The 11,548-nt window shown below is 71.6% G+C and carries 7 protein-coding genes and 1 pseudogene; 5 read left to right on the top strand and 3 right to left on the bottom strand.

The genetic code is table 11. The features are described 5' to 3' along the window. Positions 1-26: 26 nt before the first annotated feature. Positions 27-599, top strand: coding sequence for a dihydrofolate reductase family protein (locus ACBI99_RS38245; RefSeq protein WP_219519298.1), 573 nt, complete (start codon positions 27-29; stop codon positions 597-599). 6 nt (positions 600-605) lie between these two features. On the opposite strand, the gene ACBI99_RS38240 is transcribed toward ACBI99_RS38245, so the two are convergent. Continuing rightward, positions 606-1,469, bottom strand: coding sequence for an alpha/beta fold hydrolase (locus tag ACBI99_RS38240; protein ID WP_375074713.1), 864 nt, complete (start codon positions 1,467-1,469; stop codon positions 606-608). An 88-nt stretch (positions 1,470-1,557) separates the two neighbouring features. On the opposite strand from ACBI99_RS38240, the gene ACBI99_RS38235 reads away from it, so the two are divergent. Further along, on the top strand, positions 1,558-2,073 hold the full coding sequence (locus ACBI99_RS38235; RefSeq protein WP_375074712.1) for a CGNR zinc finger domain-containing protein: 516 nt from the start codon (positions 1,558-1,560) through the stop codon (positions 2,071-2,073). On the opposite strand, the gene ACBI99_RS38230 is transcribed toward ACBI99_RS38235, so the two are convergent. Then, entirely contained in the window at positions 2,051-2,986 is a 936-nt protein-coding gene (locus tag ACBI99_RS38230) for an NADP-dependent oxidoreductase (RefSeq protein WP_375074711.1), read from the bottom strand. The two genes, ACBI99_RS38235 and ACBI99_RS38230, sit on opposite strands and share 23 nt — an antisense overlap. A 132-nt stretch (positions 2,987-3,118) precedes the next feature. Between ACBI99_RS38230 and ACBI99_RS38225 the strand changes: the two genes are divergently transcribed. From ACBI99_RS38225 to ACBI99_RS38215, 3 genes are read left to right on the top strand one after another with little or no spacing between them, the layout of a single operon-like run. Then, positions 3,119-3,664 (top strand): hypothetical protein, encoded by a 546-nt coding sequence (locus ACBI99_RS38225; protein ID WP_357591172.1) that lies wholly within the window; start codon positions 3,119-3,121, stop codon positions 3,662-3,664. Then, positions 3,664-5,760, top strand: a complete 2,097-nt coding sequence (locus ACBI99_RS38220; RefSeq protein ID WP_219519273.1) for a flotillin family protein — start codon at positions 3,664-3,666, stop codon at positions 5,758-5,760. Before ACBI99_RS38225 ends, ACBI99_RS38220 begins: the two co-directional genes overlap by 1 nt. 3 nt (positions 5,761-5,763) lie before the next feature. Further along, entirely contained in the window at positions 5,764-10,566 is a 4,803-nt protein-coding gene (locus tag ACBI99_RS38215; protein ID WP_375074710.1) for a DNA repair ATPase, read from the top strand. On the opposite strand, the pseudogene ACBI99_RS38210 reads toward ACBI99_RS38215, so the two are convergent. Then, positions 10,553-11,244: pseudogene (locus ACBI99_RS38210) on the bottom strand (ATP-binding cassette domain-containing protein); the annotation flags it as partial. The gene ACBI99_RS38215 and the pseudogene ACBI99_RS38210 overlap by 14 nt on opposite strands. Positions 11,245-11,548: the final 304 nt, after the last annotated feature.

The raw sequence follows: 11,548 nt of genomic DNA, 5'->3' as shown, positions 1-11,548 counted from the left end.
GACAGCCGATCCGGAGGAGCGCCACCATGAGCAAGGTCATCGCCGACATCAGCATGTCCCTCGACGGCTTCGTCGAGGCCGACGGACGCACCCCGGAAGAGCCGATGGGCGTGGGCGGGGAGCGGCTGCACGAGTGGTTCTTCGACCTCGGCGAGCGCGCCGTCGCCGACGTCCCGGCGATGGGGGCGATGGTCGCCGGGCGCCGCACCTACGACGCCTCCCTGCGCTTCTGGCGGGCCGACGGCCCGTCCGGCCCCGCCCGGCTGCCGCTGATCGTCGTCTCCCACAGCGTCCCGGACGACGTCCCCGCCAACAGCGTGTACGAGTTCGCCCCCGGCATCGAGGAAGGCGTGGCGCTGGCCAAGGAGGCGGCGGGCGGCCAGGACGTCGCGATCATGGGCGGCGCCGAGACGATCTGCCAGGGCATCAGGGCGGGCCTGGTGGACGAGCTGTCCATCCACCTGGTCCCGGTGCTGTTCGGCGCCGGGACGAGGCTGTTCGAGCAGGTGGAGCGGCACGTGCACCTGGAGATCCTGCGGACCGCCCAGGGCCGCGAAGCCGTCCACCTGCGCTTCCGGGTGCTGCCCCGGGAGCGGTAGCCCGCCCTACGGCCGGTCCGACAGCGTGCGCAGGAAGTCGCGCACCAGGCCGGCGATCTGGCGGCCCCGGGTCTCCAGGGGGAAGTGGCCGGCGTCCAGGAGGTGGATGCGAACGTCCGGGAGGTCACGGGCGAAGGCGCGCGCCCCGTCCGGGCCGAAGATCTCGTCGTTGCGCCCCCAGACGGCCAGCAGCGGGGGCCGGTGCTCGCGCAGGTACTCCTGCCAGAGCGGGTAGAGCCCCGGGTTGGTCCCGTAGTCGCGGAAGAGCGCGAGCTGGATCTCGTGGTTGCCCGGCCGGTCGAGCCTGGCCTGGTCGAGCGCCGCCTTGTCCGGGTTGACCAGCGACAGGTCGGACACGCCGTGGGCGTACTGCCAGCGGGTGGCCTCCGGGGTGAGCAGGCCGAGCAGCGGCGCGACGTCGGCGGACGGGTCGGCCCAGACCTTCTTGAACGGCTCCCAGAACGGCGTCAGCCCCTCCTCGTAGGCGTTGCCGTTCTGCGTGACGATGCCGGCGATGCGCTCCGGGTGCCGCAGGGCCAGCCGGAAGCCGACCGGCGCGCCGTAGTCGTGCACGTAGAGGGCGTACGAGCGCAGCCCCAGCGAGTCGAGCAGCGCGTCCACCACGTCGGTGAGCCGGTCGAAGGTGTAGGTGAACTCGTCGGCGGCGGGCGCGGAGCTGTGCCCGAACCCCGGGTAGTCGGGCGCGATGAGGTGGAACTCGTCGGCCAGCTCGGTGATCAGCTCGTGGTAGGCGACGGACGAGGTCGGGAAGCCGTGCAGCAGCACGAGCGTGGGCGCGGACGGGTCTCCGGCCTCGCGGTAGAACACGTCGAGCCCGTCGACGACGGTGGTGCGATAGCGAATGGTCACAGCAACCCCTAACCGGTCAAAATGGTTTAGACGGTTAAGTGATAGCATGGCAGTCGATAACCGGTCAAACTCGTTTCAGGGGTTAGTAGTGAGAATCCGGCCGCTGCGCGGTGAGCCCTTGGGGCTCGACCTGGTCGACACCGTGTGGGTGGAGCAGGGCGGGCTCCTCGACCAGTTCGACGATCTCGACGGGGTCCGCGCCTGGCTCGCCGACCACGACCTGCCCGGCGCGGACGACGCCGAGCGGGTCCGCGACCGGCTGGTGACCACCCGCGACGCGATGCGCACCCTGCTCGGCGGCGGCCCTCCCGACCGGCTCAACGCCGTGCTCGACCACGGCGGCCGACGGCCCCGCCTCGGGGAGGCGGGGCCGTACGAGCTGGTGGTGGTCGACGCGGCGGACTGGCACGCGGCCTGGGCCGCGGCGGCCGACCTCGCCCGGGTGCTGGGCGAGCGGCCGGAACGAGTGCGCAAGTGCGCCAACCCTCAGTGTGTGCTGTGGTTCCTCGACGTCAGCAAGAACGGCAGCCGACGCTGGTGCTCGATGGAGGTCTGCGGCAACCGGTCCAAGGTGGGCCGGTTCAACCAGCGGCGCCGACCGTGATCACGATCTTGCCGCGGCCGTGGCCGGCCTCGCTCTCCCGGTGCGCGTCCGCGGCCTCCTCCAGCCGGTACGTCCTGCGCACCGGGAAGACGAACTCCCCGGCGGCGACCAGGGCGGCGTAGCGGCCGAGGCGCTCGGCGGTGCGGACGCCCTGGGTGACCTTGATGCCCAGCTCGGCGGCCTTGCCGTGCTCGACCAGCGTGAGGATGCGGGAGCGGTCCTTGACCAGCTCCAGCGAGACCTCCAGCGCGTGGCCGCCGGCGCCGTCGAGCGCGGCGTCGATCCCGCCGGGCGCGAGCTCGCGCACCCGGTCGGCCAGCCCGTCCCCGTACGTGACCGGGATCGCGCCGAGCTCGCGCAGGTAGGGGTGGTTCTCCTCGCGGGCGGTGCCGATCACGGTGGCGCCGCGGCGCCGGGCGATCTGGACGGCCGCGGTGCCGACCGAGCCGGCGGCGGCGTGCACGAGCAGCGTGTCGCCCTCGCCCACGCCGAGCCCGTCGATGGCCAGCTCGGCCGACTGGACCCCGGAGGTCAGCCCGCCCGCCACCTCCCACGGCAGCTCCGGCGGCTTGGGCGTCACGTCACCGGCGGGCACCACCACGTACTCGGCATAGCAGTTGAGCAGTGAGAAGCCGAGCACCTCCGCGCCCACCGCCACCTCCGCCACGCCCTCGCCCACCTGGTCCACCACGCCGGCGAACTCGTTGCCGGGGATGCGTGGCAGGTCGCCGGTCACGTTCGGCGGGGTCCAGCCGGCGCGCACCGCCGTGTCGAACGGCTGCACCCCGGCCGCCCTGATCCGCACCCGCACCTGGCCGGGGCCCGCCTGCGGGGCGGGCAGCTCCATCACACGCAACACCTCGGGGCCGCCGAAGGCGGAGAACGCCGCGGCCCGCATCATCTCTTGGCTCATGCCGGCCAGCCTGATCCCTCAACCGCACTTGAGGTCAAGCCAGCTAACCTTTCGGGAACTTTTTCCTTTACTCGCTCTTTATCTCGATATAGTCCGACAACGGATACGCACCGGGGGACGGGGCAACCAGCATTGGGCGAGTTTCTGCATGTCGCATTCAGCTATCCGATGGCCGTTTTCACCTACCCGCTGATCGTGGTCGTCGGCTACTGGATCGTGGTCGTGACCGGCCTGTTCGACACCGGCGACCATGACGCGCCGTGGCTCGGTCTCGGCGGTGTGCCGGCCGGCGTCACGCTCTCGCTGCTGATCGCGTTCTCCTGGCTGCTGACGCTGATCGGCAGCCAGATCACCACCCTTCCCGTCGTGCCGCTGCTCGCCCTGGCCGGCGGCTGGCTGGGCACGCGCGCCCTGCTCGCGCCGCTGCGGCGGCTGGCCCCCCGCGAGCGGCAGCCCTCGCGCGGCGACTTCGTCGGCCAGATGTGCGTGATCCGCACCGGCTCGGCGACAGCCGACTTCGGCCAGGCCGAAGTCACCGCCGCCGACGGCTCCTCGGCCGTGATCCAGGTCCGCACGACCGGTCAGGACAGGCTGTCCCGCGGCGACAGCGCATTGATCTTCGAATACGACGCAGACGGCGAATTCTTCTGGGTCATGCCTTACGAAAGTGAGCACTGATGGATGTCATCTCCACCGGATTCGGTATATTCCTCGCCGTCGTCCTGGTCATCGTCATAGGACTGCTCATCCTCGTCGGCCGCCTTTTCCGGAAGGTCGAGCAGGGCAAGGCGCTGATCATCTCGAAGGTCAACAAGGTCGACGTGACGTTCACCGGGGCCATCGTGCTGCCTGTCGTCCACCGGGCCGAGATCATGGACATCTCGGTGAAGACCATCGAGATCGGGCGGACCGGCCGGGAAGGGCTGATCTGCCGCGACAACATCCGGGCCGACATCAAGATCACCTTTTTCGTCCGGGTGAACAAGACCGCCGAGGACGTCATCAAGGTCGCCCAGGCCATCGGCACCGTCCGGGCCAGCGACGAGTCGACGCTCCAGGAGCTGTTCAGCGCCAAGTTCTCCGAGGCGCTCAAGACCGCCGGCAAGCAGCTCGACTTCGTCGACCTCTACACCAAGCGCGACGAGTTCCGCGACCAGATCGTCAGGCTGATCGGCACCGACCTCAACGGCTACAGCCTGGAGGACGCGGCGATCGACTACCTGGAGCAGACCTCGCTCAACCAGCTCGACAAGAGCAACATCCTCGACGCCCAGGGCATCCGGAAGATCACCGAGCTGACGGCGCTGGAGCACGTGCGCACCAACGAGTTCCAGCGCACCGAGGAGAAGGAGATCACCCGCCAGAACGTGGACGCCCGTGAGGCCATCCTGGAGCTGCAGCGCCGCCAGGCCGACGCCGAGATCAAGCAGAAGCGCGAGATCGAGACCATGAAGGCGCGCGAGGAGGCCGAGATCGCCCGCGTCCAGGCCGAGGAGCGGCTCAAGGCGCAGGCCGCCAACATCAAGACGGACGAACAGCTCGGCGTCCAGCACGAGAACCGGGCCCGCGAGGTCGCCGTCGCGGAGAAGAACCGCGAGCGCGTGATCGCCATCGAGTCCGAGCGCATCGAGAAGGACCGCCTGCTGGAGGTCATCGCCCGCGAGCGGGAGACCGAGCTGTCGCGCATCGCCAAGGACAAGGAGGTCGAGACCGAGAAGCGGTCGATCGCCGAGGTCATCCGCGAGCGCATCGCCGTCGACAAGACCGTGGCCGAGCAGGAGGAGGCCATCAAGCGGCTGCGCGTGGTCGAGGAGGCCGAGCGCACCCGCCAGTCGGTGATCATCGCCGCCGAGGCCGAGGCGCAGGAGAACCTGGTCAAGGGCATCAAGGCCGCCGAGGCCGCGGAGGCGGCGTCGAAGTTTCGGGCCCGCGAGGAGCTCGTGCTCGCCGAGGCCAAGCAGCAGGCCGCCGAGCTGGAGGCCCGGGCCAAGATCCGGCTGGCGGAGGGCATCCAGGCCGAGTCGGCCGCGGCCGGGCTGGCCGACGTCCAGGTCAGGGAGCGCGACGCGGAGGCGATCGAGAAGGTCGGCCGCGCCGAGGCGCTGGTGCTGAGCGAGAAGCTGCGGGCCGAGGCCGACGGCGCCAAGGCGATGGCGCTGGTCGAGGGCGACCGGCTCAAGGCCAAGGCCGAGGGCGAGCAGGCGATGGCGCTGGCCACCGCCGCGGCGGTGGGCGAGAAGCTCAAGGCCGAGGCCGAGGGTCTGACGGAGAAGGCCGCCGCGCTGGCCGCGCTGGACGAGGCCAGCCGGGCGCACGAGGAGTACCGCCTGCGGCTGGAGGCCGACAAGGAAGTGCGGCTCAAGCAGATCGACGTCTCCCGCCAGGTGGCCGAGTCGCAGGCCGGTGTGCTGGCCGCCGGGCTGGCCAAGGCCAACATCGACATCGTCGGCGGCGACACGATGTTCTTCGACAAGGTCGTCGGCTCCATCACCGCGGGCAAGGTGGTCGACGGCTTCGTCGAGCACTCCGGTGTCGTCCGGTCGATGGCGACCCCGTACCTGAACGGGAGCGCCAGCCTGGTCGAGGACATCGGGCGGCTGGTCGGCGGGATCGGCAGCGAGGACCTGAAGAACCTGACCGTGTCGGCGCTGCTCATGCAGCTCATCCAGCGGGGCGGGCCGGACTCCGGGCCGCTCGGCGAGCTGCTGGAGACGGCGCGCCGGCTGGGCGTGGCCGACTCCCCCGTGGCGGCGCTGACCCCGGCGAAGGTCTGACGCGTGGCCGAGGACGTCCGGCCCGATCTGGAGGCCGGCACCTACGAGGTGCTCAGGAACCGGCTCGGGGCCCAGGCCAAGGCGCTGACGAAGGCGGCCGAGTCGGTCAACGCCCAGCGGCTGGAGGTGTTCGGCGGCGCCGAGCTGCGGCTGCTGGGCACCGAGCGGATCCGCACCGAGAACAACTGCGTGCCCAGGGACATCGTCTCCCTGGGCGGGGTGATGCTGTTCGGCTACAACGTGTTCATCGGGCTCAAGCCGGAGACCGCGGTGTCGGACGTGTTCGCGGTGCACCGGTTCACCCGTGACGGGGACGCGTTCCGCTTCGACCAGGACAAGCTGGAGACGCTGGACGACGAGGCGTTCAGGAAGGACTTCGCCGAGCTCTACCGCTACTACAAGGAGACCCGGCTGGCGCAGCTCAGGCGGGTGGAGGGCAAGCTGCTGGCCGTGTTCAAGACGGGGCCGGCGGACATCCGGGTGCTGCGCTGGACGGTCACGCCCACCGGGGTCCCGAAATATCAGGACAACCGTGGGGAGCGGGACCACGTCTTCCCGCCCTCCCACGACTTCGAGTGGACGCCCACCACCCGCGACGACCACGTCCTCGGCCGCCACCCGCACATCTCCGTGCAGGGCGAGGTGTTCGTCGAGACCGTCGGCGGCGACCTCACCATCAAGATCGAGAACAACACGGAGTCGGGCGAGGGCATCTACGCCGAACCCGTCACCGAGCAGTTGCAGAGCCTGGCCGACGCCGACGTCGAGCACGCCCGCGTCGGCCCGCTCATCCTCATGCGGATCAGGCCGTACAAGGAGACCGCCTGGCGCCACCTCGTCTTCAACACCCGCACCAAGGCCGTGACCAGGCTCGACGGCATCGGCCAGGCCTGCCAGCGGCTGCCCGAGGACCAGGGCCTGATCTTCCCCGGCGGCTACTACCTGGCCACCGGCGTCAGCAAGACGTTCGACACCGACGTGACCGACCTGGAGTTCGAGCGGGTGGTGCGCTCCCCCAACGGCGAGGACGTGCTCTACGTCTTCCACGCCAGGGGCGACGGCCGCTCGCTGCTGCTGCCGTACAACGTGATCAGGAAGGAGGTGGCCAACCCCATCGTGTGCCACGGCTACTCGCTGTTCGACGACGGCACGATGGTGGTCTTCCGCGCCACCTCCGAGGAGCCGACGCGGGTCCACCCCATGCAGGTGTGGCAGACGCCGTACGTCTCCGACACCTACGCGGCGGCGCAGCCCGCCGGCACCGGGCCGCTGGAGCGGATCGGCAACGCCGAGCTGGTGCGCGGCATCTCCGACTGCCTGTCGGTCGCCCGGATGATCGAGGAGATGGCGCCGTCGGCGGCCACGTTCGAGGCGCTGATCGCCGCCTGCACGCGCGCCTTCGACAGCTACCACTGGCTCGGCGAGCAGGGCCTGGACGGCCCGCTCGGCGACGTCCGCGCCACCGCCGAACAGGTCCTCGACGAGTACGAGAACGTCGAGCAGCTCACCCGGCAGGCCGAGCGGACCCTCGAAGAGGCCGAGGACGAGGTCACCCAGCTCGTCCGGCGCTCGCGCGGCGACACGCCCGCGACCGCCGACGCCTGGGTGACGCTGCTGGCCACCCTCCGCCGCGCCCAGGGCCACCTGGTGACGCTGCGCGAGGTGCGTTACGTCGACCTGGCCCGGCTGGACGAGCTGGCCGCCGAGGTGCGCGCCGAGCTGGACGCGGCGGGCCGGCGCGCGGTGGCGTTCCTGGAGGGCGCCGACGCGTTCACCGGCTACCACGCCGCCGTCGAGGAGCTGGCCGCCCAGGCCGGCGCGATCACCACCGCCGCCGAGGCCGAGCCCGTCGCCGACCGGCTGTCGACGCAGGCCGAAGGACTGGAGGTCGTCACCGAGGTCGTCGGCTCGCTCGACATCGCCGACGCCACCGTCCGCACCGCCATCCTGGGCCGCATCGCCGAGGTGCTCGGCGGCGTCAACCGGGCGCGGGCCGTGCTCGACGGACGGCGGCGCGAACTGCTCGGCAGCGAGGGCCGCGCCGCGTTCGCCGCCGAGTTCGCGCTGCTCGGGCAGGCCATCACCGGCGCGCTCGCCGTCGCCGACAGCCCCGAGAGCTGCGACGAACAGCTCGGCCGGCTGATGATCCAGGTGGAGAACCTGGAGTCGCGGTTCGGCGAGTTCGACGACTTCGCCGCCCAGCTCGCCGCCAAGCGCGACGACGTCTACGAGGCGTTCTCCTCCCGCAAGCAGTCACAGCTCGACGCGCTGGCCCGGCGCGCCGACCGGCTGTTCGCCTCCGCCGAACGCATCCTGACCGGCGTCACCCGGCGGCTCGGCGGCCTCGGCACGCTCGACGAGGTCAACACCTACTTCGCCACCGACCCCATGATCACCAAGCTCCGCTCGGTCGCCGCCGAACTGCGCGAGCTGGGCGACGCCGTACGCGCCGAGGAGCTGGACGGCCGGGTCAAGGCGGCGCAGCAGGAGGCCGGACGGGCACTGCGGGACCGGCTCGACCTGTTCACCGACGGCGGCGACACCATCCGGCTCGGCCACCACCGCTTCGCCGTCAACACCCAGCCCATCGACCTCACGCTGGTGCCGCACGGCTCCGAGATGCACTTCGCCATCACCGGCACCGACTACCGCGCCCCCGTCCCCGCCTCGTTCGCCGACACCCGGCCGTTCTGGGACCAGCTCCTGGTCTCCGAGACGCCGGAGGTCTACCGCGCCGAACACCTCGCCGCCTCACTCCTCGACGCCGCCGTGCCGGGCGCCGACCTCCAGGCCCTCGTACGGCAGGCCGCCCAGGACCGCTACGACGAGGGGTACGAGCGCGGCGTCCACGACCACGACGCCGCGGCCATCCTCGACGTGCTCGTCCGGCTCCGCGACGGCGCCGGGCTGCTGCGCTACCCGCCCGAGGCGCGGGCCGGGGCGCAGCTCTTCTGGGCGCACGGGATCGACGAGGTTTCACGTAAAACATTGACCACCCGGGCCGTGTCGCTGGTGCGCGCCCGCGACGTCTTCGGCCCCACCCCGGCGCTGCCGTCACTGGCCGCCGAGCTGGGCGCGCTCATCTCGGCCTTCCTGGCGACCGCCGGAGCCTGGGACGCCGGCGACCTGGCCGGCGAATACCTGGTCGAGGAGCTGGCCGGGCAGCCCGCCGGGTTCGTGACCAGTAAGGCGGCGCGCGACCTCGTCGCCGGGTTCCACCAGGCGCTCGGGCCCGGCCGCACCCGCGAGTTCGAGCAGGACCTGAAGGCCGTCCCGCTGCCCGAACGGGTGCAGCTCGCCCGCGCCTGGCTCGGCGCCTTCGACCAGGAGCCCGAGCTCACCGAAGCCGTCGCCGTACAGCTCTGCGACCTGCCCCGGCACGACTCCGGCGCCGCCGTCACCGCCACCGCCGACGGGCTCCTCGGCGCCCACACCCGCATCACCGGCCGCACACTGGAGATCCGCCTCGACGAGACGCTGGCCAGGACCCGGCGGTTCGCCACCGAACGCGTCCCCGCCTTCCGCGCCTACCAGAAGCGGCGCGGCGAGCTCGTCGACGCCGAACGCCGCCGGCTCCGGCTGGAGGAGTACAAGCCCAAGGTGATGAGCGCCTTCGTGCGCAACCGGCTGCTCGACGAGGTCTACCTGCCGCTCATCGGCGACAACCTGGCCAAGCAGCTCGGCGCGGCGGGCGCGGGCAAACGGACCGACCAGATGGGGCTCCTGCTGCTCATCTCACCGCCCGGCTACGGCAAGACGACGCTCATGGAGTACGTCGCCAGCCGGCTCGGGCTCGTGTTCGTCAAGGTGAACGGGCCCGCCCTGGGCCACCGCGTCACCTCGCTCGACCCCGCCGAAGCGCCCGACGCCACCGCCAGGCAGGAAGTGGAGAAGATCTCGTTCGCGCTGGAGACGGGCAACAACACCCTGCTCTACCTGGACGACATCCAGCACACCTCGCCCGAACTGCTCCAGAAGTTCATCTCGCTCTGCGACGCCCAACGCCGCATCGAAGGCGTCTGGAACGGGCGCACCCGCACCTACGACCTGCGCGGCAAGCGGTTCGCCGTGTGCATGGCCGGCAACCCGTACACCGAGTCCGGGCAGCGCTTCCGCATCCCCGACATGCTCGCCAACCGGGCCGACGTGTGGAACCTCGGCGACGTGCTCTCCGGACGCGAAGAGCTGTTCGCGCTCAGCTTCATCGACAACGCGCTCACCTCCAACGCCGTCCTCGCCCCCCTGTCCGCCCGCGACCGCTCCGACGTCGAACTCCTCGTCCGGCTCGCCCGCGGCGACCAGGGCGTGCGCCCCGACCAGCTCAAGCACCCCTACACCAAGCCCGAGCTCGACCAGGTGCTCAGCGTGCTGCGCAAGCTCCTGCGCGTCCAGGAGGTGGTGCTGGCCAACAACCGCGCCTACATCGCCTCCGCCGCCCAGTCCGACGCCGCCCGCACCGAACCGCCCTACCGGCTCCAGGGCTCCTACCGCAACATGAACAAGCTCGCCGAACGCATCGTCCCCGCCATGAACGACGACGAGCTCGAAGCCGTGCTCGACGACCACTACCTCGGCGAGGCCCAGACCCTCACCTCCGACGCCGAGGCCAACCTGCTCAAACTCGCCGAACTCCGCGGCCGACTCACCCCCGCCCAGGCCGCCCGCTGGGCCGAGATCAAGGCCGCGTACGTGCGCGCCAAGGCGCTCGGCGGAAGCGGCGACGACCCGATGACCCGGGCCGTCGGCGCCCTCGGCCTCCTCGCCGACCGCGTCCGCGAAGTCGGCTCGGCGATCAGGGAGACCTGAGCTCCAGCCGCGAACCCGTGAAGGCGGCGCGCATCCGCCGGTCATGCGTCACGACCACCAGCGCGCCGCCATACCCGGCCAGCGCCTCCTCCAGCTCCTCCACCAGCAGCGGCGACAGGTGGTTCGTCGGCTCGTCCAGCAGCAGCAGGTCCGCCGGGCTCGTCACCAGCCGGGCCAGCTCCACCCGGCGCCGCTGCCCGTACGACAGCTCGCCCATCCGCAGCAGCAGGTCCCGCGGCCGGAACAGGCCCAGCGCCAGCAGCGTCTCCGCGTGCTCCTCCAGGTCACCCGCCCGGCCCTCGGCGAACGCCCGCAGCAGCGTCAGGTCCCTGGCAGCCGGGGCCTGGTCCTGCCGCAGGTACCCGACCCGGGCCGGCCGCCGCACCGTCCCCCCGTCGGGAGCCAGCTCCCCGGCCAGCACCTGCATCAGCGTGCTCTTGCCCGCCCCGTTCGGGCCCGTGACCAGCAGCCGCTCCCCTTGGCGTACGCGCAGCCCCGCCAACCACAGCCGACCCCGTACTACGAGGTCACTCACCTCCACCACGACCTCCGACCGCCCGGAGCCCTCCCCAGGCCCACCTGCGGCCTCCGGCGAGGCGGGCCGTTGCGCCAGGCGTACCCCCTCCGAGAGGCGCGCCTTCTCCGAGGGGACCAGCCCCTCACCCGGCCCCGCCGCCTCCGACGGAACCGTCTCCTGAGGGCCCCCAGCCCCCGAAGAGGCCGCACCCTCAGCAGAGAGCGCCACCTTCGAGGACGTCGCCCCTTCCTGGGAACGCGCCCCCTCCGGGAAGGAGGCACCCTCCGGGAGGGGGGCCTGTTCCAGGGGTGGAGTCCACTCCTGGGAGGCGCCCTCCAGGGGAAGCGTGGCCTCCGAGGGAGACGGCTCCTGGGGTGGGGGCCAGGCCGTGGGGGGCGTTGGCGGGCCCGGAGGGTGGGGGGTGGTCAGGAGGGGTGGGGTGGTGAAGTGGAGGCGGGGCGGGGG

Source organism: Nonomuraea sp. ATR24, assembly GCF_041950485.1.
GTDB lineage: Bacteria > Actinomycetota > Actinomycetes > Streptosporangiales > Streptosporangiaceae > Nonomuraea > Nonomuraea ceibae.
The sequence above is the reverse complement of the archived record's forward strand: the minus strand, read 5'-3'. Positions and strand labels throughout refer to the sequence as shown.

Excerpts from the sequence above, each read along its gene's own strand:
- ACBI99_RS38245 (WP_219519298.1), top strand. The coding sequence starts at position 27 with ATGAGCAAGGTCATCGCCGACATCAGCATGTCCCTCGACGGCTTCGTC.
- ACBI99_RS38220 (WP_219519273.1), top strand. The coding sequence starts at position 3,664 with ATGGATGTCATCTCCACCGGATTCGGTATATTCCTCGCCGTCGTCCTG.
- ACBI99_RS38230 (WP_375074711.1), bottom strand. The coding sequence starts at position 2,986 with ATGAGCCAAGAGATGATGCGGGCCGCGGCGTTCTCCGCCTTCGGCGGC.